The sequence below is a fragment of the Weizmannia sp. FSL K6-3076 genome (assembly GCF_038007245.1).
GTDB lineage: Bacteria > Bacillota > Bacilli > Bacillales > Bacillaceae_C > Weizmannia > Weizmannia faecalis.
Genome location: NZ_JBBOWU010000001.1, coordinates 756,151 through 781,441 on the forward strand (window position 1 = coordinate 756,151; position 25,291 = coordinate 781,441).

The following is a 25,291-nucleotide window of genomic DNA, read 5'->3' on the forward strand; positions in this document are numbered from 1 at the left end:
AGAGCCTGATGCTGTTAGATTATGACGGCACTCCGGCATAGTCTGAGACCTTCGCTGGCCGGATCCATTTGCCAACCGGCTCGCCTGTGATACCACCGCCATCCAGATCGAATATGAGCTGACCTCTTAAAAAAGTTTTCGTAACCCGGCAATCAATTTTTCTGCCGATATACGGGCTGTGCTTATGGCGGTAATAGAGGTCTTCCGCACTTACCGTGTATGGCCGGTCGGGATCGAGAAAGAGGAGATCCGCATCTTTTGCGAGCGCAATTTCCCCTTTCGATTTTAAGCCAAAACGTTCGGCAGGGTTGGTTGCAATCATGCGCGTAAATTGCGTAATGGGAATATTGCGCTTTTTGACAGCCTCATCGAACATCAAATCGACATTATTCTGGCACCCGGTTATGCCGCCCCATACCTCAAAAATATTACCGGTTTCGCTGTCCTTCATTACAGGCGGGCAAGGGGAATGGTCGGATGTCAGCATATCAATTTTTCCTTGTTTCAATCCTTCCCAAAGTTTTTCCTGCTCCGCTTCGCTGCGCAAAGGCGGGGAACATTTGGCAAGTGGGCCGATTTCCGCAAATTGGGCTGTTGTGATGGTAAAGTAATGGGGGCATGACTCAAGCGTGACATCCTGTCCTTCGTTCCGCACTTTCGTAATTTCTTCCACCCCTTCCGCACTGCTGACATGGACAAAATGCAGTTTGCACCCGGTTTGTTTCGCAAAATACAGCGCCCGCTTGATGGCATCCACTTCTGTAAATACAGGCCGTGTTGCAACATAATCAGCCGGACTTGTTTTCCCTTGTTTGATCATCTCCTCTGCTAACCCATCGGTAATGGCGGCATTCTCTGCATGAATCAATAAAATATGTCCCAGCTTGGCTAATTTTTTCATTCCCTCATAAAGCGTGTAATCATCTACATTTTTAAAGTCTCCCGGCAAATCGGTTCCGCAGCTGGCCATAAAACACTTATAAGCGACCACGCCGCAATCGGAGAGTTCTTTTAAGTGATCGAGATTACCGGGCACTAATCCGCCGTAAAAGGCGTAGTCCACATAGTTTTTTCCGGCGGCAGCGGCAAGCTTTTTTTCTAAAGCATCTTTTGTTGTCGTGGCAGGCAGCGCATTTAAAGGCATATCTACATACGTTGTCGTTCCCCCGGCGGCAAGCGCCTTTGTTCCGGTTTCAAACCCTTCCCATTCCGTCCGTCCCGGTTCACATATATGCACATGGATGTCGACCATTCCCGGCATCACATATTGGCCTGAGGCGTCATAAACTTGTTTTGCCGTTTCCTCAATTTTATCTGCAATTACAGCAATTTTTCCATTTTGGATGGCAAGATCAGCGATTTTAACGCTGTTTCTAAAAACAACTTTTCCATTTTTTATGAGCGTATCATATTTCATTGTGAATCCCCTCCCTGTGATTTGATTCGAGAACGACTGTGTTTTGAAAAATTGTATCCTTTTTAAATTTTGAAAATGGAAATGCGTATTTTGACAGAATGATATAGGCTAAACCAGCCGCAACAAAGCCGATGATCCATGCCAGTTCCACTTTTGCAAATGCGGCAGCCGCGCCAATTACTAATGAAATGACAGCCGCAGGGTTATAGCCGGAATAAGGCCCGTCTTCCGCGTACAAGTCGGCGATATTTACCTTTTGTTTTCGGAAGATGTAGTACTCAATCAATAGAATGGCTACAATCGGACCTAAAAATGCCGAGTAAGCCAGAATGAAAATGTCGAGCCCCTTTGCTGAAGAATCCCGGACAAGCACCCATGGAAAAGATGCAAAAGCAAGCAGCCCTGTAATGGTGACAGCATACTTATACTTTAATTTCGTAAGCAATGTAATGACGTAAGTTGGCGGAATAATATTGGCAACCATATTCACCGAAACGGTCCCGATCACGATAAACGCAGACACGAAAAATGTAATATAAGGATTATCGACCACCACCGAAAAGGCCTTTACAGGATTTGTAATACCGGTAGCAGAAGCAAGCATGGCCCCCATCGTTAAAGCAAACCCGTATGCGATAAAGATCGGAATAAAATACAATAACCTTCTTTTTGTATGGCTGATCCCGGCTTTCAATTCTCTTGAATAATCCGCTGCACTTAAAAAGATGGCGGCATAATTGCCCATAAACGTCATGATAAAAGCAAAGAATGGCAGCCCCCACGTTCCTTTTGCATGCACCCATTTGTTTGCAATCGTGGCGCTATGGGATGTGAGAAGAATGCTGAACACATAGAAAAGTGCAGCTAAAATCACGACTGAAGTCAGGGCCTCCACCCACTTAATCGCATGAAAGCCATAGAGGGAGAGCGCAATTTGAAACAATTGGAGCACGATAAAGCAAACAGCCGCATTGTCAAAAGCTCCGCCCGTTGCAATTTTGGCCATTTCATTTAAAGCCGTGCCGCCAATCCAGCTTTGGTATCCGTACCAAACAATGGCAGGTATACCGCGGCAAAGCGATGTGAATATCGAACCCTTTACGCCGAAGGACATTCTCAGCTGGACAACGTACGGAATGCCTGTTTTGTAGCCTAATCTGTCGTTCAATGAAAAGATGGTTGAAATAATACTGATGGCGATCAATGCCGCAGCAAAAGTTTGGTAAATGTTTAATGTCGCCATCCCGGCCACAATCAGACTTGCACCAAGCGTAATATTTCCAATATTGACCCCGTCCCCAATCCACATAAAAATATAATTCAAAGGGCCAACTGTTCTGTCTGCATCTGTTTTCGGGATCAGGGAGGGATCCATACTCGCCTTCTTCTGCGGTTGCGGATAAGCACTTTCCAATTGAGTAGCCATTGCTTCAGCTCCTTTTCAATAAATTTACGGTAGTGAATTTGGGATGTTTCTTTTGATGTCATTTAATATCACATATAATGTCATCTGTATTTTTAATATAGCAAAGGATAAACGATTTTTCATTAGCGATTTTGCACAATTCTTTATCTATTTATTATTCAAAATAGATAAAGTAGAACCAGTGTTGGTGTTTTCCTTGTTTTTTATGTAAGGTAACTTAACATGAATAGGAGGGAGAGCTGAAAGATTTTTTCTTGGTGAAAACAAAAGCTTGGGTTTGAGGAGACATCCTTTATCCAAATAATCGCTGCTGTAGGAAATGTAAAAGCAGCGGATTCTGCACATGATTCAACCAGGATTTTTTAGCAAAAATGGTCACGGCCGGATTTGTATGGATGTTTTGCACCGAAAACTCGCCTCAGCAATTTCCCCATTCAGTGCTACCAATTTTGTTATAATAGAAATGCTAGGTGAGAGCCCAAAAATATCAGTGATCATTTCTGGTGAGCGAGGACAAATATTGTAAGCGGTTAAGTATAGAATGGTTTTTATATATTGTTGTGTTTACATCAAATCCATTTAGGAAAAGGAGCGTTGCGCATGTCCTATATCGTTGATTTCAAAAATGTGTCTGATGTTGGTCTAGAGTCTTCACCTGTTGCGAAGGCGCTAGCCGGTTTGCGTGCGAATGAGGCGCGCTATTTTATGAATAAATACAAACACGTATTTACTGTTTTGCCAGCTGCAGAAAGCGGAGAGACCCTAGAATATGTGAATAGGATTTTGAAAGAAGAACGCGGCATTGAATTTGCAGCCAAGCCATTGGAAACTTCGCGTTTTCAAGTGGAAAATATCCAATTTGCTTACGTCTTTTACGAGGATGGCCTCGTTGTCAATGTAATGTATTCCATAGATGATCCGAAGAAGCGGGCGGTTGGTTTTAAACTTTCTGAGGGGATGGAAGTACCAAAGGAATTAGAAGGGAAATTTAAATTTGCCAGACAAAAGTCAAAACTGGCCGGCACCATACGGGGATCATTTTTTGTCATAAAAGGCGGGTATTAAAAGCAATAATCTGGACGAGCTTGCTGGACGAGTCAGAACAGGCCAAAAGCTGATTCGTCCGGCAAGCTTCGTTACTTTTCGTTCTTCAAGGACGTAAACTATTCTATCAACTGCCATCTACATAACCAATGCCACATTTTCCATCACTTTTTATTAATTTCATTTGTTTTTTCAACTTAACTGTAAGATATTCCAATTTCCGCCCAGCTGAGAAAAACTCCCCATTCTAGTCGTGCTGTTTTAGTTGATCCTTCAATTAAGCAGCCCAATTTTGCACATAGTCTTCTGCACTGATTGCGCTTACATGTTTTAACATTTGTTATATGATGAAAATGTAGGAAGGAGGAACAAATGGGAGTGAAAAATATGGGCGCTTCCAAGAAAAAGCTCATTTTAAACTACTTAGCACATCAAGAAGGATACACATCTGTTGAAGATTTATCAAGCACCTTTAAAATTTCCAAAAGAACGGTCTATTATATTTTCAACGCTCTAAATAAAGAATTGCTTGCAAAAAAAATGGAGCCCATTCAAAATGTCAGGAATGAGGGCTACTATCTAAAAAAAGAAACGAAAGAAAAAATACTTAAAACAGGGGATGCCATCGAAGAATCAACACCGATTAAATATTCAAAAGATGAAAGATGCAACATAGATATTCTGCTTAGTTTAATCAGTACGAAAAAAGTTACCCTTGAAGGGCTGTCTGAACTTGAAAATATCTCAAGAAATACTGCTATAACAGATATTGATCGGGCCAGAAGCCTGCTTAAAAAGTCCAACCTTGCCCTTAAAAATGATCCTAAACACGGCTACTGGTTAAGCGGAAAAGAAGAAGATATCCGTTGGTGGTTTCATGAATTTATTAGCAATCACTCAAATTTGTACAAAAAAATGATAAGCAGTGAACATTTTCAACACTTCATCGATTGCAAAGCTGAAAATCAATTTATACGTGGAACCGGTGCATGGTTAGAAGATGTAGAAAGATTGACGGGAAAACATTTTTCGGACGACGCTATAAACATTTTATCGGTTTATATCCCGTTTGTTATTCAGCGAATTAAAAAGAATAGAACAGTCGGACCATTAAAAGAATACGAATTAAATGTTCTGAAAACGTACCCTGAATACGAACTGGTTTCGCAGCTGTTAAAGTTATTTGATATTAATCCTGAAGTATATGAAAACGAAATCTTTTATATAGAAACACTTCTTTTGAGCAGCCAGATCAATTTTATCAGTTCGGAGTCCAAATATGCACCGCAAAAATTTACCGGATTGGATACGGTCGTTGAAAAAGTGATTTTACGTTTTCAACAAATATCCGGCATCAATTTCGATAATATTTATGAATTGAAAAAGAATCTGTACGTGCATCTTCTTGCTTGTTACTATCGGGTGCGCTATGGTGTGAAGTATCAAAACAGGCTGTTAAAGGAGATCAAAAAGAATTACGGGAATGTATTTTCATTTACAAGATTCTCCATTCAGCCTTTTGAAGCCTTTTGTAAACATTCTATCAGTGAAGATGAAATCTCGTTAATCTCGATTTATTTTGGTGCGGAAATTGATAAACAAAGAAAAAACTGGCCTACAAAAGCAGTTCAAAAAGTTTTGCTTGTCTGCAGCAGCGGTGTTGGAACTGCAGCCATCTTGAAACAAAAACTTCAATCGTTGTTTCCATTTGTAAGTTTTGAAGGTCCAATCACAGAGCGAGAGTATTTAAAACAATCGGAAATACAGGAAAACCTGGTGATTTCCACGGTAAACATTCCGGAAAAAAATAAAAAAGTCATTACAGTTCATTCCATCCCGGATCATCAGGATTTAAAAATACTCACCAAAAATCTTGTTCAATTTGATATTTATCGAAATGAACTTGTCTCATCTATTTTGGATGTTGTTAGTGATTATGCGAAGATTCATGACTTTAATGGCTTAACACAAGGATTAATTCAGCTGTTTAATAAACCAAACTTCAAGAGTGGAACAGGAGGGATCTATCAGCCAATGCTGAGTGAGCTATTAACTGATCATACAATTCAAGTTGTAAAAAATGATGGCCTCGATTGGATGAAAGCCATTCAAAAGAGCGCAAGCCCGCTCTTAATGGAGGGCAAAATTAACCAGGAATATATTGATGCCATGATAAACGTTGTCAATCAGCATGGGCCGTTTATCAATATTGGCAGAGAAATTGCCTTGGCGCATGCACGTCCCGAAAATGGTGTCAAGCACTTAGGAATGTCACTGTTGAAGCTTGATAAACCGGTTGATTTAGTAGATAAAGAACATCCGGTTAGGATTTTTATTACTTTAGCAGCCATCGATAATACGGCCCACTTAAAAGCATTATCCGAGCTTGCAACATTGCTGGGGAAGGAAGAAAAATTAGAGCAACTTTTACATGCGAAAACGAAAGAAGAAATTTTATCCATTATTACAGAGGAGGAGAATATTCAATGAAAATTGCAGCTGTATGCGGATCAGGTTTAGGTTCCAGTTTCATGATTGAAATGAACATCAAGTCGATTTTAGATCAATTAGGGATTAATCAGGATGATATTGAAGTGACTCACTTCGATATGGGAAGTGCTACCCCGGATTCTGCAGACCATTTCTTTGTCGGCCAGGATTTAGCTGAGGCAACTGAAAAACTTGGAGCCGAGAAAGTAACAGTATTAAAAAGTATTATTGATAAAAATGAATTGAAAGAAAAAGTGGTTCAATTTTTGCAAGAATCCGGTCGTTTGCCTGAATAATTCATGGATAAGCAAAAAATTCGTGCATGGATGCGTTTTTATCCAGATCTAACCAAAGATGAATGAACAAAGCATTATTTTTTCATTCAGACAAATTGAGGTGACGAGATCATGAAAGATTTTTTAAATGTATTAATTGGTATTGCCAGTACGCCGGCACTTCTTGTTGCTTTAATTGCCGTTATCGGTTTAATCCTTCAAAAGAAATCGATCAGTAACATATTGCTGGGCGGTATAAAGACGTTTGTAGGATTCCTGGTTTTAACAGGGGGTGCGGGTATTGTACAGAATTCTTTAACACCATTTGGGGAAATGTTTAAACATGCTTTTTCCGTTCAGGGTGTTGTCCCAAATAATGAGGCGATTGTAGCCCTTGCCCTCACAAAATATGGTACACCGACAGCATTGATTATGCTGGTTGGCATGATTGTCAATATTTTCATTGCACGGTTTACGAGATTTAAATATATCTATTTAACAGGGCATGCGACTTTATATATGTCCTGTATGATTGCGGTCATTATGACGGTATCCGGTTTTACATCCGTACCCTTAATCCTTTTAGGCGGATTGATTCTCGGAATGGCAAATGCCTTGTCACCGGCTATCGTGCAGCCATTCATGAAAAATGTTACTGGTACAGATGAAGTTGCACTTGGACATACCGGTAATTTTGGATACATGATTTCAGCTGTTATTGGTAAATTTTTCGGAAATCAAAACCATTCAACAGAAGATCTTAAAGTCCCAAAAGGCCTTTCCTTCTTGCGTGATTCAACGGTTGCCATAACGCTTACGATGGGAGTTATTTATATAATTCTAGCTATTTTTACTGGCAAAGGATATATTGAAGCAAAACTAAGCGATGGAACAAACTTTATTATTTATGCCATCCAAATGGCAGGTACTTTTGCTGCAGGTGTGTTTGTCATCCTTTCGGGTGTCCGTTTGATCTTAGGCGAAATCATTCCGGCGTTTAAAGGGATTTCTGAAAAATTAGTTCCAAACTCTAAACCGGCACTTGACTGTCCAATTGTTTTTCCATATGCCCCAAATGCTGTTTTGGTCGGCTTTTTCTCAAGCTTTATCGGAGGAATCGTGAGCATGTTTCTGATGATTGCCTTCCACACGATAATCGTTTTACCAGGTGTCGTTCCTCACTTTTTCTGTGGTGCAACAGCAGGGGTATTTGGCAATGCAACAGGCGGGCGCAGAGGTGCGATACTCGGTTCATTCATCCATGGAATCGTTATTAGTTTCATGCCGATTGCGTTGATGCCGGTATTAGGCAATCTTGGCTTTGAAAATTCTACATTCTCTGATACAGACTATGGTGTTGTCGGCCTTTTCTTAGGAGGTTTAGGAGGATTAGGAGGCGTTGTACTGATAACGACAGGAATTTTTGCTGTTCTTGCCATTATGCTTATTCTAACCGCGTTCAAAAAGAAAAATGCAAATCCTGCTGGAAATAAATAACCAATTGGTTTGGGGAATTTTAGAGATGAGATAAGTGTAAATGGTCCGGACCTCCATGGCTGCCATTTTAAAAGACTAAAGCGGATGAATGGATCCGTATGAACGCATGTACTGCTAAAATGCTGTGGACTCTTCAAATCACTTAAAAAGAAAAAGCAATTGGCTTAAAAATGAAAGAAAGCTCTTCTTGTAGCCGCGAAAAGAGCTTTCTTTTAATGTAGAAAGCCGAGTTGCTGATGGTGCCTACTCATGCGAATGTTTAAAATGAAAACAACGGTGTTAAGAAAAAGCCCCTATTATATAAAATAAACTTAAGTTTTTCATCAAGCATGAGCAGCAATTTGCATGAGGCCTACTTTATTCAGCAGGCAACGGAGCTGCGATATTTTGTTCATTTATATAGGAGCTTTTTTAAGATGTTTTTTTCGTGATTACATCTATTAATTTGATGAATGCTTTTATTATAAATGTGATTACTGCAGCGATCACAAAAGATCCAAAGATCAAGGCAATATAATTAACATTTATAGCTGGAGACATTATTTGTGATGCAAATGCAACTAAGACAATCAAATAAGTAATAATAAACGTTTTAGATAAAAAGAAGCTTTTCAAGCCGTACACCTCCATTCATCATTCATGGTATGCCCAGACCAAGCTTTGAGCAATTTTATTATAGCATCCTTTCGAAATCGCTTCCATAAAATCCAAGGAAAATTAATTTTTTTCCGAACTGTTAACTGTTTTCTCTTTTCTATGTGGTTATCTTCCCGATCATAGGTTACAATCTTGATCAGACACGGCTGCAATAAAACCTTTTCTGCCTGTGGTCAGAAAAAAGGTATTGAAAAGATAAAAAATTCATTCTATAATATGCGCATAGTGTTGTTTAGCCAACCGTTGTGATTTTCCGGGCATGGGGACCCCTTTTATATCCAAAATTCTGGCTACTGGTTTCTTCAGTTTTATGGTTGGAGGATGGTTCTCTGTCGGAATGTAATGTGAATAGGTGAATCATTTGTCAAAACCTTCACTGAATCCGCTTACAAAAATGACTTCGAACAGGGGTATGGCATGGCAGATGGTGAAAAATCGATATGGGTGGCAGTGGGGAGGCGCCCGTTTCGCAGAGAAGAATGAAAGTCATCCAGTACATTTTTCAGGATGAATGCCATGCCAGGGCGAACATGGCACCGTCAAAAGAACGGAAGCCCATACCCGCCAGCAGCAAGGCAGTCGGAATATTGCCATTGAGCTGCTTTTGGCCGGGAAATGGGGGGAAGGATGCACACTGTTTTTACGCGCAAAAAAGACGACAGCGTGTAACTTAATCAAGGGGATGGGAGGATGAATGCATTTGCAAACAAAAACGCTACAGGAAACAGACGAAAAATATTTATGGCATGCCATGAGGGGAGCCGCAAGTCCCGGGCAGCCCAATTTGATTATCACAAAAGCGGAAGGTGCTTGGGTAACGGACATTGAGGGCAACCGCTATTTGGACGGGATGGCCGGGTTATGGTGTGTGAATACCGGTTACGGCCGGAAAGAATTGGCGGAAGCGGCATACAAGCAGCTTCTTGAGATGCCATACTATCCGTTATCCCAAAGCCATGTGCCTGCCATTCAGCTGGCCGAAAAATTAAACGAATGGCTTGGCGGGGATTACGTCATTTTCTTCTCTAACAGCGGTTCGGAAGCCAATGAGACGGCTTTTAAAATTGCCCGCCAATACCACCGGCAAAGAGGGGATCTGGACCGGTACAAGTTTATTTCCCGTTATCGCGCGTATCACGGCAATACGATGGGGGCGCTTGCGGCAACAGGCCAGGCACAAAGAAAGTATAAGTATGAACCGCTTGGACAGGGATTTCTTCATGTTGCACCTCCTGACACGTACCGGCATCCGGAAGACGTGGAAACGCTTGAAAGTGCCAAGGAAATCGACCGTGTAATGACGTGGGAGCTAAGTGAAACGATTGCCGGCGTCATTATGGAACCGATCATTACTGGCGGAGGGATCTTACTGCCGCCCGATGGTTATATGGCGAAAGTGAAAGAGATTTGCGAAAAGCACGGTGCCCTTCTGATTTGTGATGAAGTCATCTGCGGATTCGGACGGACCGGAAAGGCGTTTGGTTTTATGCATTACGGTGTGAAGCCGGATATCATTACAATGGCAAAAGGGATTACGAGCGGTTATCTCCCGCTATCAGCGACTGCTGTCAAAAGGGAAATTTACGAGGCGTATGCGGGCAGTGAAGATTATGACCGTTTCCGCCACGTCAACACATTCGGAGGAAATCCTGCAGCCTGTGCACTGGCTTTAAAGAATTTGGAATTAATGGAAAATGAAGCGTTGTTTGAACGTTCCCGCATACTGGGTGAACGGCTGCTAGAAGCGCTAATAAGCCTGAAGGATCATCCAAATGTAGGGGATGTCCGCGGAAAAGGATTGCTGATTGGCATTGAGCTGGTGGAAAATAAACAAACAAAGGAACCGGCTGCAGTCGAAAAACTGAATAAAGTGATAAGCACCTGCAAAGAAAAAGGCCTGTTAATTGGCAAGAACGGTGATACTGTTGCTGGATTTAACAATGTATTGCAGCTTTCCCCGCCGTTAAGCATAACCGATGATGACTTTCGCACGATCGTGCAAGTTTTAAAAGAAAGCATCTCCCAATTGTAAAAACGTTTCTTGTTAGAAAATGCGCTTCAAAGGAGAGAGAGGGTTTGGAGAATCAGCAACTGAAGAAGGACTTGAAAATTCGCCATATTACGATGATTTCGATCGGAGGAGTCATTGGCGCCGGCTTGTTCATGGGAAGCGGCGCCGTCATCCATTCGGCCGGCCCGGGTGCAGTCATTTCGTATGCTTTGGCAGGTTTACTTGTCATTTTTGTTATGAGAATGCTGGGGGAAATGGCATCGGTGAACCCGACAAGCGGTTCGTTTTCCACCTATGCGCGTGAAGCCATTGGCCCTTGGGCAGGATACACGATTGGCTGGCTGTACTGGTTCTTTTGGGTCATTGTCATTGCGATTGAAGCAACTGCGGGGGCAGCGAATATTCAATACTGGTTCCCGGAAATGCCATCGTGGCTTTTAAGTTTAATATTAACCGTTTTATTAACGCTCACAAATGTATATTCCGTTAAATCGTACGGTGAATTCGAATATTGGTTTTCAATCATTAAAGTGGCCACCATTGTTTTATTCCTGCTGCTCGGCCTCTCCGTTATTTTCGGCATCGTTCCGGGCGTCCAATCCCCAGGACTTTCCAACTTAACAGGGAATGGCGGTTTTATGCCGAATGGCTTTGGTAGCGTCTTATTGGGCATTACGGTTGTCATCTTTTCTTTTATGGGGACCGAAATTGTGGCAGTGGCGGCGGGGGAATCCTCCGAACCGGAAAGGGCAGTCAGAACAGCTACTAACAGTGTCATTTGGCGAATTCTGATCTTTTATGTCGGTTCGATTGCGATTGTAGCCACCTTGCTTCCGTGGAACTCGGCGAATATTTTAAAGAGCCCGTTCGTCGCCGTTCTTGAACATGTTGGCATTCCGGCAGCGGCTCAGATTATGAATTTCATTGTGCTGACCGCCGTACTTTCCTGTTTGAATTCTGGTTTATATACAAATTCACGGATGCTGTACGGGATGGCAAAAGCCGGCGATGCCCCGAAAATTTTTCTGAAGTTAAATAAAAACGGGGTACCGGTTTATGCCGTTTTGTGCGGCACGGTTTTCGCTTATGTCGGGGTTATTTTTAATTATATTTCCCCCGATAAAGTATTCTTGTTTTTAGTAAACAGTTCAGGCGGGATCGCTTTATTGGTTTACCTTGTCATTGCCTTTTCCCATTTGCGCATGCGTCGGACGGTGGAAAAAACGAACCCGGATGCCTTGAAGGTGAAAATGTGGCTGTATCCGTATTTAACTTATGTCACCATTTTGGGCATTGTTGCGGTTTTAGTCGCGATGATCTTTATCGACTCATTGCGTCCGCAAGTACTGCTGACTTTGCTTATTGCCGTTCTCGTGGTCGGCTCGTATTTCCTTTTGCATCCTAAAAAAACAAATGTGCTGCCACTGGATAGTGAGGATTCAAGTATAAAATCTTAAGCACAGCAAAAAGCACCGCCTCTTTTAAAAAGGCGGTGCCCATTTTCCAGCTGTTAATCTGCAGCCGGTTTTGTTTGCATGGTTTTCTTTCTGTTTTCCTTTTTGGCGCCTGGTTTAAATGTATCTGCCCGTTTCACAAAAAGGGACATGATCAATACGACAATATTAATCGCGAGCGCGACGTAGAAGGAATATTGGATGCCGGCCAGCAACGCTTTTTGTCCTAAAGCGGCTTTATCAGCTGCTGTAAAATGAAGCGGATTGATCCCGGACATCAGGTCTTCCGCTTTCGATTTTGTGACAGCATTCATGATCGTGACAAAAACGGCTGTTCCGATTGACCCGGAAACTTGCTGTGCTGTATTATTAACCGCCGTTCCGTGCGGGTTCAGCCGGGAAGGCAATTGATTCAAGCCGTTCGTCATAATCGGCATCATCACCATCGACATCCCGAACATCCGGAGCGTGTAAACAAGAATAATATACGTGTAGCTCGAGTCAATTTGTAAATTCGCCAGCATATAGGTGGAAACAGCTGTGATGGAAAGCCCCGTGACAGCCAGCACGCGGGGACCGAACTGATCAAACAGCTTTCCGGTGATCGGCGACATAATCCCCATGACAATTGCGCCCGGCAGCATCATTAAGCCGGAGTCAAGCGGAGAGATGCCCCGTACGTTTTGCACATAGGCAGGTGTTAAAATCATGCCGGAAAACATGGCTGCCGCATTTACAATGGCAATGACAGAGGCAAGGGCAAACATCGGATATTTATACACGCGCAAATCCAATAAAGGTTCATCCATCATAAACTGCCGAATAACGAAGGCGATTAAAGCCACACTGCCGGCAATCAGTGCCGTTAAAACCACCGGATCTGTCCAGCCGTCCGAACTTGCAGAACTGAATCCGTAAAGCAAACCACCAAACCCGATGGAAGATAAGACGACCGAGAGATAATCAAGCGTTGCTTTTTTATTTTGCTCCATGACGTTTTCCGCTTTCCAGATCCCCAAAACGAGACTGATAACGGCTAATGGCAAAATCATTTCAAACAGAAAGCGCCAGTCAAAGTATTCGACAATGTAGCCGGATAACGTCGGGCCGATTGCCGGGGCTGTAATCATGACAAGGCCAAAGACCCCCATGGCTGTTCCGCGTTTTTCAATCGGAAAACTAACCAGCATAATATTCATGAGCAATGGCCCCATGACAGAAGATCCTGCAGCCTGGATCATCCTTCCTGTCAGCAACAGCCCGAAGTTCGGGGCAAATGCTGCCAGCGCAGTCCCTAACGTGAAGATCAACATGGCCGTAATAAACAACTGCCGGTTTGTAAAGCGGGTCAGCAGAAAAGCAGATGCAGGAACCAGCACGCCGCTGACTAGCATATAACCTGTTGCGAGCCACTGAATGGTGGAATAATCTTTGATGTGTAAATCTGCCATGATGGAAGGCAGTGCTACATTGAGCAGCGAGTTATTGAGAAATGAAACGAAAGCGCCGATAAAAAGAACCCCGATCATGAGATAGGGCGGCTTTTTATGTTGTATTGCTGGATTCATATTATCTTTTTCCCCTTTTTGTAAGTTGTTTTTATTTCCCGCTTGAAAATGCCGGAGAAGGTTCCCTGTACAATCCTTTTTTAAGCAGTTCCATTTGGGCAAGATAATGATCGAGTGCTTCTTCGGCCGTTAATTCCCCGGCAAATGCTTGCACAAGATTATGAAAGGTGACGGCTTCCAAAATCGTGATCATATCCTGCAGTTCCCGTTCGTCATTGATGTTCAGTTTTTTTGTGTTGACGGACCGGAGCAAAGCCAAATCCTGCTTTTTCAGATCCTCTTCAAAAAAATTTTCTGCCAAAGTATTTTCGGTTTTATAATTCATATTGGAAAAAGCATTTTTGAAAAAATTGGCATTTTCCTGGTTTCGGATGTCTTGAATGGCAAATTGAAAGACCTCGGTAAAAGCCGCAAATAAATCCCCGCCCTTTTTTTGGAGAGTGGAAATAAACTGTTCTTTGCTTTTTCGTGAGAGCAAACGCAGCAAATAATAAAACAAATCCTCCTTATCTTCAAAGTATTGGTAAAAGCTGCCTCTTGGAATGCAAGCCTCCTTTACAATATTTGCGATAGAGGATTCGTGCAGCGGTGCTCTTGAAAATTCTTTTTTTGCAGCTTGAATCAAAGTGTCCTGTTTTTCTTTCGGCAACCGGAAAAAAGTTGGCTTCGGCATGGCAGCATATTCTCCTATCTTGAAAAATTGCGGCACGGGCATCTGTCCTGAAAATGACACCGTGTCATAAAAGAAACAATATGAAGATTATATATGACACCGTGTCACTGGAAACATTTCTTAATAAAGTGCACCGGTCTCTTCGCCGCAGCTTGCCGGGAAAAATAAGGACAAACGTACCTAAAAACATAAAACAGGCTGGGGAAGTTTTAAATCCGGTCTTACCGGTCGCGAATCTGCGGGGAAATCGTCGCAGGTCCAATTATGGAAACACAGGCTGGTGCTCGTCCCGGTTTTTACTATATAAAGTGAACGGAAACAGGCTATTCTGTTGCCTGCAAAAATAATCGTCCTGAAGTATAACGAAATATTGCCTGCTGTAAGCTATCATACAATGAATGGTTTGGCGCTCATCGGAATTTTTCCTTCATTTTATATAGCAGATATTTTATTGACAAGGATCCTGTTTTCGCCTAATATACATCGTGTACGATATATCGGATACGATGTATATTAGGCGATTCAATGATAAATATGCAGGGGAGGGGAGTATATGAGTGAAAGAGCCGAATTTATTCGGGATTCAATTGATTTTTTGCAGCGTTATATCATCAAAAGTTTGCAAAGAGAAGCGGAGGAGTTTGGTTTAACTGTTCCCCAGGTCAGGGTGCTGGCGGAGGTGTTAACGGGCAAAAGGGTTAGTATCAAATTGCTGTCCCGGAACTTGAAAATGACGCAGAGCACCGTTTCGGATATCGTGGAGCGGCTGACGTTAAAAGGGTTGCTTGTGAAAACCCCGAGCGCATCGGATAAACGGTCGGTGGAGATTTCTCCGTCATCGGAGCTGGAAGGCGAACTGAGCGAAAGCATATCAAAAATCATCAACCAGTCATTTGTAGATGCATTGAACCTGTTGCAGCCGGATGAACAGGACATCGTGGAACAAGGCATCAAACTGCTCGTAAATGCTGTGAAGAAAAAAATCGAGCGGGATGGCCTTCATAAATATGAATCTTTTGATGTGTTCTTTTTTCGTGACGAAAATGAAAGCTTCAAATCTAGGAAAAAGGAGAACGACAAGTGAGAAAAATTCTGAAAGGCCGTTGGATCATTTTTTCCGTATGGCTCATTGCCACGATTGTGCTGACAGCGATCCAGCCGGATGTTAATGCCATCCTGCGGGAACGGGGGCAGCAGGGAACCTCGAGCAAAAGCCCTTCCGTTGTAGCAGACAAAATGTTAAAAAAGATCGATGCCGGCAAAGGCACGAACAATTTGATTGTTTTTTACGATAAAAATAAAATTTCAAAGGCCGAAATGGAAAAAATCGGTGATTGTTTAGACAAAATTAGAGAAAGCAAATCCGAACTCGGCATTTCCAATGTGATTGACCCGATCCATACGCCGGAAGCCAAAAGTTCCCTTTTATCAAAAGACGGCACCACGCTTATGGTCAGCTTCAAGCTGGATAAAAAAGGGAGAGAAATCGATGACATCCAAAAACAGTTTGATGCCAGGCTGAAACATTCGCCTGTCGATTATTATTTGAGCGGGGAAGATTTTATTAACAATGACTATTTGAAGGCCTCCCAAGCCGGTGTGGAGCGGAGCGCAGCATTAACGGTCATTTTTATTCTCGTTGTGCTGGTGATTGTGTTCCGCTCCGTTGTGACCCCGCTCGTCTCGTTGGCGGCTGTCGCTTTTTCCTATTTGTGTTCAATGGGGATTGCCGCCCAGCTTATCGACAAAGCCGGATTTCCGGTGACAAGCTTGACGCAGATGCTGCTTGTGCTGATTTTATTTGGAATTGGAACCGATTATAATATCCTGCTTTTTAACCGGTTCAGGGAAGAGTTGTCCCACGGGAACCCGATTGATGAAGCGATTGTCCGCACATACCGGACGGCGGGAAAAACGATCGCCTATAGTATTGTGACCGTTTTTATCGCATTTCTGGCGCTTATATTTTCCGAATCGCCGATATATCGGTCAGGTGTCGTTGTGGTGATCGGGGTAACGATCCTTTTGCTTGAAATTTTAACCCTAACTCCTTTCATCATGAAAGTCCTTGGTACAAAGCTGTTCTGGCCGTCGAAAAATGCAAGCGGGCATAAGCCGAACCGGTACTGGGGAAAAGCTTCTTTCATCGCCGTAAAACATCCGATTATTACAGTCACACTCATTCTTTTGATCATTGCCCCAGCATTGATCTTTCACCAGGAGAAGCTGAATTTTGATACGGTTGGAGAACTTGGCAATAAATATCCTTCTTCCAAAGCGATCAACCTTGTTGCTGAACATTTCGGGAAAGGGCAGTCCATGCCTGCGGAGGTTGTGATTGAGAACGGAAAAGCAATGGATAACAACGCATCCATGGCTGTCATTGACAATATTACACAAAGGCTGAAAAAAATAGACGGTGTCGGGAAAGTTTCTTCGGTTACGCGGCCTGAAGGAAAGAAAATGGAGGACTTTTACATCGACAAGCAGATGATTACGGTAACGGACGGCTTGTCGCAAACGCAGGACGGGGTTGACCAAATCAATGCTGGATTAAAGACAGCCCAGGAGAAACTCGGATCCGCCGATTTTTCGAAAGTGAACGACATGGTAGATGGAACCGCCAAACTTGAAAATGGAATGGCCGCTCTCACCACCGGGCTCGAAAAAATTCAAAACGGCATTGGCAATGGGTCCGGCCAGCCGGAAACACTGGCAAACGGCATCGCTACCATTGAAAAAAATCTTTCCCAAATGAGCAGCGGGGTCAGCACATTGTCAGCAAATTACGGGAAAATGCAGGCCGGCTATGCTGAAATGGGCAAAAATTATCAGCAGGCTGCACAAGCACTGCTCGGTGTAAAAAGTGCGATTGCGCAAATGCAGACGCTCGTGACGGCGCTCGGGCAAAGTACGCCAAGTGTGCAGAGCGACCGGAACTATTTGGCGCTGAAGCAAATGACAAACCAGCTCTCATCATCCCTCAAGCAAATCACGCCGGAAGGGATCAACACGCTGAACAGCAATTACGACAAGACGACATCCGGGTTCAAGACAGCGAACGACAATCTATCCAAGATGGCTGGCGGGCTTTCGCAAATGGCAGACGGGCTCAAGAAAACCGAAAGCGGGATTGGCCAGGCGTCTGATGGCATCGGCAAAATAGTAACCAATATGAACGATGTGACAAAGGGGCTGGGCCAGATGAAATCGGGCCAGCAGCAACTCGCTTCCGGCCTTAGCGGTTTTAAACAGTTCGGCGATAAGTTGTCGGATGTTAACCGCGGATTAAAGCAAATTTCAGACGGCCTTGGCAAAACAAATGACTATCTGGCACAGCTGAAAACGGAAAAAACATTCCATATTCCGAAAGAAGCGCTCGCCGACAAAGATTTTAAAAAAGCAATGGACACGTATATGTCGGATGACAGAAAAGTGACGAAACTGACTGTCGTGTTGAGCAACGATCCTTATTCAAATCAATCATTGGATACCATTGATAAGATCAATAAAACGGTTGTCACCGGGCTGAAAGGAACTGTGCTTTCAAAAGCCGACAGCGGGACAGCCGGAACGAGTGCAACGACCAACGACATGAACCATATTCTGTCAAGGGACCTTGCCAAATCAACCGTGATCGTGACCATCAGCGTGCTGCTTGTGCTTCTGTTGGTTATACGGTCTTTCTGGCCGCCGGTTTTCATTACGGCATCCCTTGTCGGTGCCTATTATACAGCCATGTTTGTCATCAACTCTATTTTTCTTGGCATGCTGGGCTATGAAGGCATTTCTTCGTTTGTGCCGTTCTTTTCCTTTATCATCATCGTCTCGCTTGGTGTAGATTACAGCATTTTCCTGATGATGCGCTATAAGGAATACCCGCAGCTTGACCCGAGGGAAGCGATTATACTCGCTTCGAGACATACAGGCGGTGTCATTATTTCCGCGGTCGTTATTTTAGGCGGCACATTTGCCACGCTGATGCCTTCAGGAATGCTGCTGCTGGCTGAATTGGCGATCGCCGTCATTACCGGCCTTGTCGTGCTTTGCTTCATCCTATTGCCATTCTTTCTGCCAGGCATGATCGCCTTGCCGGAAGCCTTGGAAAAAATATTTTCGGACAAAAAGAAAGAAAACTTGGAGCTGGAGAAAGAATCATCCAAGCGATAATGAAAAAAGCAGCCGCTTATCCAAATTGGGAAAGGGCTGCTTTTTTTGCTGGCACGGTTTTAGATCGAGGCGGAGGAAGCAGGTAACCTTTTAGCTAAAGTACGGTAAAGAGATGGTAAGTGAGCAAACAGGCCAACGTATGTGTAAAATTTTACTCGACGGGGCAAATGAGTGGAAAAAAATGGGAAGACGCTCTATCATCTAATTGTACACTTCAAGATGAACATCTAGAGAGAGAGGTCTTCCCATGGATATTATATCAATAATTGCTGGATTATTAAAGGATACAAAGAGTCTTATCGAATTTGAAGAACAGCTTAAACTTCTGATGCAGAAGGCTTTTACACAATGGGTTGGGGAAATATTTGAAGAGTTAGATAAAACAATTAAACAGGAGAAGTTAGAGGAGGGCTGGGTGTACTGCCGGAGTGATAACAGAAGCGTTCAGTTTCTATTTGGAAGTGTGACTTTTAAACGTTCATTAATGCGTGATAAGAGAGGGAACTCACATTATCCTCTGGATGAATGGTTAGGGCTGGTACCACACCAACGATACAGCCCGTTAGTGGAATTAAAGGTGGCAGAGTTGGCAAGTGAGAACACCTATCGGGAAGTAGCTGATATTTTAAAAGAGTGGACAGCAGTGAGTCTTAGTCACACAACTGTAGGGAACATGGTAAAACACGTAGGGAAAACTCAGGCGGAAGCCGATAAGGCACTTGTAGAAGAGCTAGAAATAGCTGTTTCCCTGCCTGAGGGGAAGAAGGTAGACTACCTGTTTTCTGAAGCAGATGGTGTATTCGTTCGGGGACTAAAAAAGAAACAGAGTATGGAAGTCCACCACGCCATTCTCTATGAGGGATGGGAAACCAATGGAAAAAGGGTCTCCCTGCGTCAGCCCACAGTCATCATGACAACGGAAGCCATCCAGACATTTTGGGATGAAGTCCAAGCCACAGCTGCCAACACCTATTCCCTCGAAAAAGCGCATGTCATTACAAACAGTGATGGAGGTGCTGGGTACACAGCTGAACGGTTTCAAACAGCATTCTCACAGTCGGAATTTCCGGTGCTCAACCAGCTGGATACCTACCACGTTGCACAAGCCATCATAAGGACATTTGGGGGCGGAAAGAGCGAGATCAAGGAGCAAATTAGAAAAGCGATTAGAACGCATGACCTGGACCAATTCACGTTATATTTGGATACGCACGAAAGCACCTTGACGGATAAAAAGGCTCTCAAGAAAATCAAGGAATTCCGTTCGTATATCTTGAAAAACTGGGACCGCATTTTTGACTGGAGAGACAGGGTGAAAAACGTGCCGGAAGGTGCGAGAGGCCTAGGAGCGATGGAATCGAATCAAAGGCATATCTCCTTCAGGATGAAAAAAAGGGGCATGCATTGGAGTGAACTTGGCGCAGAAGCCATGGTGAAAATCAAACAAGGCATACTCAATGGGACATTGAGAGAAGCCTATCTGAAACACCGTTCAAGAAGCGAGAGAAAGCAACGGAACTTGAAACAATCCATCAGGATGTCTCAACTACTCAAGCAGCCTGTACGCCCGTCAGTGGGCGTAAAGCACGGATCAGTTGCCCTGCATTCAAGCAGTTCATCGGCAATGGGACATTTAAGCAAAATATTAGAGCTTTCGTTTTAAGCCTGGCTCAGTGGGGACTGATCGTTGAGGCGCGCGAAATTTACGAGACTCCTGCGGGAAAAGCGAGCCAGGAGAGACCCCGCAGCGAGGTACGAGCGAGGAGGCTCGCCGGCCGCCCGCGGAAAGCGAGTGAATTTCGCGCGCCTCAACATCCCCGTTATCCATCTTTATACGGAAATATTACATCTTTTCCGAAAATTACACCGAGCAAGTAAAGCACGGTAGCCGAAAGTGTACAAAAAGAGTGTCTTGGAATACCCGATATTTAAACCTTGTCGAGAAAAACTTGACACATACCAGGCCAACTATTTTTTTGAAAAGTGAGCATAAAACGAGTATAGGTGAAGGAGCGGGCGCAAAAACTGGTGTTTCTTAACGTAGAACGGGTCTAAGTGAAGGAAGCGGGCGCAAAAGACGTTGTTCCTTAACGTAGAACGGGTCTAAGTGAAGGAAGCGCGGAAAAAACGCCGTGTTTCTTAACGTAGAACGGGTCTACGTTAAGGAAGCGGGCGAAAATTCCGTTGTTCCTTAACATAGAGTGCGCCTACGTTAAGAAAGCGCGGAAAAAAAGCGTTGTTTCTTAACGTAGAACGGGTCTGAGAGTCAAGTCCAGGTTATTGTGTAAATTTATGGGCAAATGTTTTCAACCACCCCTTCATTTTTTCGGCTTAACTTCCATGGATTTTTTTCTTCATCTCCGGGAAGGGATGTCAAATGCCTTTCAATTTGACATCCCTTCCCGGAGATGAAATCATCCATGATGGAAGTTAAGCTGAAAATGCTGCTAACTATTCTTTCCCATAAGTGACTTCCTCTTCGAGTATTCTGTATCTTGATACTGCATTAAAACGGCACCAACCAAACGAAAAGCAGATTGGGTATTAGGAAAAATGCGAATGACCCTTTCCCTTCTACGAACCTCTTGGTTAAGCCGCTCGAGGGAATTAGTACTCCGTATGTGCATACGGATATTCTCAGGAAAGTTCATGTATTGGATAGTATCTTCAAAACCTTCATCTAAAATGGCCAGGGCTTTTTCAAATCTTGCTTCTGTACCAAATTTGTTTATTAATTCATCTTTAAACTTGCGTATGTCCTCAATCGTAACGGCCTCAAACACGCGCTTAATCATCACCCGGATTTCTGCAGTATCTTTTTTGGGCAGTTTTTCAATGATATTGCGTTTAAAATGAACATTGCACCTTTGCCAAGCAGTGCCAATGAATTCCCGTTGTATTGCTTTCTGAAGGCCCATGTGAGCATCGGAAATAACGAGTTTTGGTGATTGGAGTCCACGTGATTTAAGTTGTTTAAAAAATGAACTCCAACTCTCCAAACTTTCTGCATGGTCAACGCTTAAACCCAGTATTTCACGTGTATTCTTCTCTGTAATGGCAGTCGCAATATAAACAGCCTTTGATATGACCTTATGGTGCTCCCGTACTTTTATATACATGGCGTCCACAAACACATAAGGGTAGTAGGTTGTATTCAACGGTCTCTCGGCCCAAGCATTCACAATGGGATCCAGTTTTTGCGTAAGGGAAGAGACAAACGACTTGGATACATTCTTACCGCAAAGCTGTTCTACGACATTTGTGACCTTACGGGTAGAGACGCCATTGATGACCATCTCCAACATAGAAAGGACGAAAGCTTGGTCACATCTGGCATACTTTTCAAATAAGGTAGTTGAGAATTCGCCATTACGTGTCCGGGGAACTTTTAATGTAACATTGCCGATGCTCATCAACAGCTCGCGTTCATAGTAACCGTTCCGGTAATCCCGGCGTTCAACAGCGCGTTCATAAGGGCTCGTTTTTAAATAGTCATCCCTTTCCTTTTCCATAAACTCGTTTAACACGAGGACAACCGCTGATTTAATTACCGCGTCAAGATCTGAAGTCATGATGGCTTCTTTTAAAACATCCAAATTTAGGTTAAACTGTAAGTGAGTCATTTTATCTCCTCTTTTCATTGTTTATTGTCGTTGAAAACAGTGTTGCCAAGAGTTGATAAAATGACTCCTTCTTTTTACACAATTATACGGACTTAATCGGTCTGAGTGAAGGAAGCGCGGAAAAAACGCGTTGTTTCTTAACGTAGGATGCGTCTAAGTGAAGGAAGCGAGCGAAATTCCGACAAACAATGTACGTAAACGCCCATATCACAAAAAATACATGCCAGCGGAAGAATGAAAATCCCGTCGTAAATCAGAATAGACCGCTTCGAAGTGCCTAACAACCCCCGTGAAAGATGCCATTTTAGCATGTATCAATTTCCGGGGTTCCCTTATACTAATCGTAAAAGCATTTTAGAAAGAAGGGGCAAGCATGAACTATTTTGCAGGGTTGCTAATTGTCTTTGCGCTGGTGCTTGGAAATGCGGGGTGCTCTGCTGAAGGCGGCAAACAAAACCGGGAAGCTGCCGTCATGAAGACGGTTCCGGTTACGGGCTGCACGGCAAAGCAAAAAGCGGAACAGACCAAAATGGGGGTTGCCTGGTACCGGACATCCGGAGAAGCAAGAGCGCTCTATTATCAAGGATACAATATCGGAAAACAGCGTATTGAGGAGAGCCTGAAAACCAAAGTAAAAAAGAAGCGCGCCATTGTCCTGGATCTGGATGAGACAGTGCTGGATAACGGGCCGTACTTATCTTATATGGCAGAAAAAGGCATTTCGTTTGGCAGCGGCTGGGGAGCATGGGTGAAAAAAGCAAAAGCAAAACCGCTTCCGGGGGCACTTTCCTTTTTAAAATATGCCGATAAAAAAGGAATCGATATTTATTACATTTCAAACCGGGACGAAAAATATATGGATGCCACCCTTCGCAACTTGAAAAAAGAAGGGATCCCGCAGGCCGTCCGTTCCCATGTGCTGTTGCAAACAGGAACAAGCAGCAAAGAAGCACGCCGACAAACCGTTGAAAAGAATTATGAAATCATTGCCTTGTTCGGTGATAATCTGGGTGACTTTTTTAAGACATTTGACGGAAAAGGAAACAAGGCGCGCAGCCTGGAAGCAGACCGTTTCCGCCATGCATTTGGCCGCAAATTTATCGTATTCCCGAATCCGGTTTACGGGGATTGGGAGCATGAATTGCCATGTGGTTCATAAACGCAAAAAAATTCCGGAGTTCTCCGGAATTTTTATATGCACTATGTATGGCGGAGAAGGTGGGATTTGAACCCACGCGACGGTCACCCGCCCTAACGCATTTCGAGTGCGTCCCCTTCAGCCGCTTGGGTACTTCTCCATATGAAAAAAAGAAAGATGCTGGTGAGAGGACTCGAACCTCCGACCCCTTCATTACGAGTGAAGTGCACTACCAACTGTGCTACACCAGCATGGAATCAATCAGGACAATGTAAATTATATTATAATAAAATCCGGATTGCAAGAGGAAATTTAAAAAAAGTGTTGTAATGTTTTTCCGGCATGTTTCCGGTAAAATAAGAGAAAAGATGTTTCCGGGGGAGGAAAGGATATGGATTTTTTAAAAGCCTCAACGCTGGAGGAAAAACTGGACCTAATTCAAACGCTTGCCGGCCCGTTTTCTGAAAGGGCGGCTGCCAATGACTTGGAAGGACGGTTTGCTTTTGAAAATATTCAAGATTTAAAAGAAACAGGCTATACAAAGCTGACTGTGCCACAAAACTACGGTGGGGGCGGCATTTCGCTGTATGAGCTTGTCCGCCTGCAAGAGGCCATCGCGGTTGCGGACGGGTCGACTGCCCTTTCCATTGGATGGCATATGGGGATTTTAATGCATTTGTCCGAAACAAGAACATGGAACGGGCAATTGTTTGAACGCATTTGCCGTGCGGCAGCAGGGGAGGCCGCCCTCATCAACACTTGCGCAACAGAAGCGCAAACGGGCAGCCCGACGCGCGGTGGCATGCCGGAAACAACGGCAACGGAAAAGAACGGCGAATGGGTGTTAAACGGGAGAAAAACTTTTGCCACCATGTCTCCGGTGCTCGACTTTTTTATCATTACCGCAACGATTCCGGAAAAAGAAGCGGTTGGCAGTTTTGTCGTTCCGCGGGATACGGCTGGCCTCTCCATCGTCGAAACATGGGACAGCATTGCTTTAAGGGCAACCGGCAGCCATGATGTTGTGCTGGAAAACGTCAAAGTCCCGCTTGCGAACCTGGCGGAGATCCAGACGAAAAAGAAGGAGCCGGCCGGTTATCTGCTCCATATCCCTGCCTGTTATTTAGGCATTGCCGAGGCAGCAAAACGGGAAGCGGCTCGCTTTGCTAAATCGTATACGCCGAACAGCCTGAACCATCCGATTGCGGAACTGCCGGCTATCCGCCAGAAATTCGGTGAAATCGAGCTGAAATTGATGCAGGCGCGGCATTTTCTGTATTCGGTTGCGAAAATGTGGGATGAAGCCGGAGCAGAACAAAGAAAAGAGATGGGCCCGGAACTTGGGGCAGCGAAAATGGCAGTTACGAATCATGCGATAGAAGCAGTTGATTTAGCGATGCGAATCGTAGGTGCCAGAAGCCTGTCCGAAAAAAGTCCGCTGCAGCGCTATTACCGCGATGTCCGCGCCGGGCTCCACAACCCGCCGATGGATGATGCCGTCCTTATGCAGCTCGGCGCGCGTGTGTAAAATCAAAAAGCATCCGATGGTCTAAACAGCGGGAAAACAGAATTGTGGATCTGGCCATGAGGATAGTCGGCGCCCGCAGCCTTTTTCAAAAAAGCCCGCTGCAGCGCTATTACCGTGATGTGCATGCGGGATTACACAATCCGCCGATGGATGATACCGTCCTTATGCAGCTCGGCGCGCGCGTGTAAAATCAAAAAGCATCCGATGGTCTAAGCAGCCGGGAAAAAGGGGGGGCGCAAAGCAGCAAAGCGCCGCCGCTTTTTTCGGTCCACTTTGTCGCTACTGCTAAAAAAGCGGCAACTGCTGATAAATGCACTGTT

General features: G+C 44.0%; 17 protein-coding genes and 2 tRNA genes. 12 read left to right on the forward strand and 7 right to left on the reverse strand.

Going from position 1 to position 25,291, the window contains the following annotated elements; all coding sequences use genetic code 11:
* Positions 1–19: 19 nt before the first annotated feature.
* Both allB and NSS95_RS03340 read right to left on the reverse strand, forming a co-directional pair.
* Positions 20–1,417, reverse strand: a complete 1,398-nt coding sequence (gene allB / locus NSS95_RS03335) for an allantoinase AllB (RefSeq protein ID WP_340713789.1) — start codon at positions 1,415–1,417, stop codon at positions 20–22.
* Positions 1,407–2,843, reverse strand: a complete 1,437-nt coding sequence (locus NSS95_RS03340) for an NCS1 family transporter (protein ID WP_017551594.1) — start codon at positions 2,841–2,843, stop codon at positions 1,407–1,409. Before NSS95_RS03340 ends, allB begins: the two co-directional genes overlap by 11 nt.
* A gap of 600 nt (positions 2,844–3,443) precedes the next feature.
* Between NSS95_RS03340 and NSS95_RS03345 the strand changes: the two genes are divergently transcribed.
* The 6 genes from NSS95_RS03345 to gabP all read left to right on the forward strand — a co-directional run bounded on the left by NSS95_RS03345 (position 3,444) and on the right by gabP (position 12,274).
* On the forward strand, positions 3,444–3,908 hold the full coding sequence (locus tag NSS95_RS03345) for a phage tail protein (RefSeq protein ID WP_340713790.1): 465 nt from the start codon (positions 3,444–3,446) through the stop codon (positions 3,906–3,908).
* Positions 3,909–4,259: 351 nt separating this feature from the next.
* Complete coding sequence (locus NSS95_RS03350; protein WP_061577777.1) at positions 4,260–6,377, forward strand: BglG family transcription antiterminator; 2,118 nt, start codon at positions 4,260–4,262, stop codon at positions 6,375–6,377.
* Positions 6,374–6,673 carry a PTS sugar transporter subunit IIB gene (locus tag NSS95_RS03355; protein ID WP_035182291.1) on the forward strand — a complete coding sequence of 100 codons (300 nt, stop codon included), beginning with the start codon at positions 6,374–6,376 and terminating at the stop codon, positions 6,671–6,673. The genes NSS95_RS03350 and NSS95_RS03355 overlap by 4 nt, the downstream gene beginning before the upstream one ends.
* A 111-nt stretch (positions 6,674–6,784) precedes the next feature.
* Complete coding sequence (locus NSS95_RS03360; RefSeq protein WP_035182290.1) at positions 6,785–8,149, forward strand: PTS ascorbate transporter subunit IIC; 1,365 nt, start codon at positions 6,785–6,787, stop codon at positions 8,147–8,149.
* A 1,351-nt stretch (positions 8,150–9,500) separates the two neighbouring features.
* Positions 9,501–10,838 (forward strand): aspartate aminotransferase family protein, encoded by a 1,338-nt coding sequence (locus NSS95_RS03365; RefSeq protein WP_061577688.1) that lies wholly within the window; start codon positions 9,501–9,503, stop codon positions 10,836–10,838.
* Positions 10,839–10,882: 44 nt separating this feature from the next.
* Positions 10,883–12,274 (forward strand): GABA permease, encoded by a 1,392-nt coding sequence (gabP, locus tag NSS95_RS03370; RefSeq protein WP_026684375.1) that lies wholly within the window; start codon positions 10,883–10,885, stop codon positions 12,272–12,274.
* A gap of 53 nt (positions 12,275–12,327) precedes the next feature.
* Here gabP and NSS95_RS03375 read toward each other — a convergent pair whose 3' ends face one another.
* Both NSS95_RS03375 and NSS95_RS03380 read right to left on the reverse strand, forming a co-directional pair.
* The gene (locus NSS95_RS03375; protein WP_035190796.1) at positions 12,328–13,839 is read right to left on the reverse strand and encodes a DHA2 family efflux MFS transporter permease subunit; all 1,512 of its coding nucleotides are present in this window, start codon (positions 13,837–13,839) and stop codon (positions 12,328–12,330) included.
* 31 nt (positions 13,840–13,870) lie between these two features.
* Entirely contained in the window at positions 13,871–14,512 is a 642-nt protein-coding gene (locus tag NSS95_RS03380) for a TetR/AcrR family transcriptional regulator (protein ID WP_061577687.1), read from the reverse strand.
* Between the two features lie 553 nt (positions 14,513–15,065).
* On the opposite strand from NSS95_RS03380, the gene NSS95_RS03385 reads away from it, so the two are divergent.
* The 3 genes from NSS95_RS03385 to NSS95_RS03395 all read left to right on the forward strand — a co-directional run bounded on the left by NSS95_RS03385 (position 15,066) and on the right by NSS95_RS03395 (position 20,345).
* Positions 15,066–15,596 (forward strand): MarR family winged helix-turn-helix transcriptional regulator, encoded by a 531-nt coding sequence (locus tag NSS95_RS03385; protein ID WP_061577686.1) that lies wholly within the window; start codon positions 15,066–15,068, stop codon positions 15,594–15,596.
* Positions 15,593–18,682: an MMPL family transporter gene (locus NSS95_RS03390; protein WP_061577685.1), complete on the forward strand. Its 3,090-nt coding sequence runs from the start codon at positions 15,593–15,595 to the stop codon at positions 18,680–18,682. The genes NSS95_RS03385 and NSS95_RS03390 overlap by 4 nt, the downstream gene beginning before the upstream one ends.
* Positions 18,683–18,929: 247 nt before the next feature.
* Positions 18,930–20,345 carry an ISLre2-like element ISBco6 family transposase gene (locus tag NSS95_RS03395; RefSeq protein ID WP_340713791.1) on the forward strand — a complete coding sequence of 472 codons (1,416 nt, stop codon included), beginning with the start codon at positions 18,930–18,932 and terminating at the stop codon, positions 20,343–20,345.
* 784 nt (positions 20,346–21,129) lie between these two features.
* Here NSS95_RS03395 and NSS95_RS03400 read toward each other — a convergent pair.
* On the reverse strand, positions 21,130–22,305 hold the full coding sequence (locus NSS95_RS03400; protein WP_017551449.1) for an IS256 family transposase: 1,176 nt from the start codon (positions 22,303–22,305) through the stop codon (positions 21,130–21,132).
* A gap of 373 nt (positions 22,306–22,678) precedes the next feature.
* Here NSS95_RS03400 and NSS95_RS03405 point away from each other — a divergent pair, with 373 nt between their 5' ends.
* Complete coding sequence (locus NSS95_RS03405; protein ID WP_026684377.1) at positions 22,679–23,464, forward strand: 5'-nucleotidase, lipoprotein e(P4) family; 786 nt, start codon at positions 22,679–22,681, stop codon at positions 23,462–23,464.
* Positions 23,465–23,512: 48 nt separating this feature from the next.
* Here NSS95_RS03405 and NSS95_RS03410 read toward each other — a convergent pair.
* Positions 23,513–23,603: transfer RNA gene (locus NSS95_RS03410), tRNA-Ser, on the reverse strand.
* Between the two features lie 18 nt (positions 23,604–23,621).
* Positions 23,622–23,694, reverse strand: a tRNA-Thr gene (locus tag NSS95_RS03415).
* A 140-nt stretch (positions 23,695–23,834) separates the two neighbouring features.
* Between NSS95_RS03415 and NSS95_RS03420 the strand changes: the two genes are divergently transcribed.
* Positions 23,835–24,971 carry an acyl-CoA dehydrogenase family protein gene (locus NSS95_RS03420; protein WP_014095921.1) on the forward strand — a complete coding sequence of 379 codons (1,137 nt, stop codon included), beginning with the start codon at positions 23,835–23,837 and terminating at the stop codon, positions 24,969–24,971.
* Positions 24,972–25,015: 44 nt separating this feature from the next.
* Positions 25,016–25,159, forward strand: a complete 144-nt coding sequence (locus tag NSS95_RS03425) for an acyl-CoA dehydrogenase (protein WP_017551605.1) — start codon at positions 25,016–25,018, stop codon at positions 25,157–25,159.
* Positions 25,160–25,291 lie beyond the last annotated feature (132 nt).

Excerpts from the sequence above, each read along its gene's own strand:
- NSS95_RS03395 (WP_340713791.1), top strand. The coding sequence starts at position 18,930 with ATGGATATTATATCAATAATTGCTGGATTATTAAAGGATACAAAGAGT.
- NSS95_RS03365 (WP_061577688.1), top strand. The coding sequence starts at position 9,501 with ATGCATTTGCAAACAAAAACGCTACAGGAAACAGACGAAAAATATTTA.
- NSS95_RS03380 (WP_061577687.1), bottom strand. The coding sequence starts at position 14,512 with ATGCCGAAGCCAACTTTTTTCCGGTTGCCGAAAGAAAAACAGGACACT.
- NSS95_RS03420 (WP_014095921.1), top strand. The coding sequence starts at position 23,835 with ATGGATTTTTTAAAAGCCTCAACGCTGGAGGAAAAACTGGACCTAATT.
- NSS95_RS03345 (WP_340713790.1), top strand. The coding sequence starts at position 3,444 with ATGTCCTATATCGTTGATTTCAAAAATGTGTCTGATGTTGGTCTAGAG.
- NSS95_RS03400 (WP_017551449.1), bottom strand. The coding sequence starts at position 22,305 with ATGACTCACTTACAGTTTAACCTAAATTTGGATGTTTTAAAAGAAGCC.
- NSS95_RS03405 (WP_026684377.1), top strand. The coding sequence starts at position 22,679 with ATGAACTATTTTGCAGGGTTGCTAATTGTCTTTGCGCTGGTGCTTGGA.
- NSS95_RS03340 (WP_017551594.1), bottom strand. The coding sequence starts at position 2,843 with ATGGCTACTCAATTGGAAAGTGCTTATCCGCAACCGCAGAAGAAGGCG.
- NSS95_RS03385 (WP_061577686.1), top strand. The coding sequence starts at position 15,066 with ATGAGTGAAAGAGCCGAATTTATTCGGGATTCAATTGATTTTTTGCAG.
- NSS95_RS03360 (WP_035182290.1), top strand. The coding sequence starts at position 6,785 with ATGAAAGATTTTTTAAATGTATTAATTGGTATTGCCAGTACGCCGGCA.
- NSS95_RS03375 (WP_035190796.1), bottom strand. The coding sequence starts at position 13,839 with ATGAATCCAGCAATACAACATAAAAAGCCGCCCTATCTCATGATCGGG.
- NSS95_RS03355 (WP_035182291.1), top strand. The coding sequence starts at position 6,374 with ATGAAAATTGCAGCTGTATGCGGATCAGGTTTAGGTTCCAGTTTCATG.
- allB (WP_340713789.1), bottom strand. The coding sequence starts at position 1,417 with ATGAAATATGATACGCTCATAAAAAATGGAAAAGTTGTTTTTAGAAAC.
- NSS95_RS03350 (WP_061577777.1), top strand. The coding sequence starts at position 4,260 with ATGGGAGTGAAAAATATGGGCGCTTCCAAGAAAAAGCTCATTTTAAAC.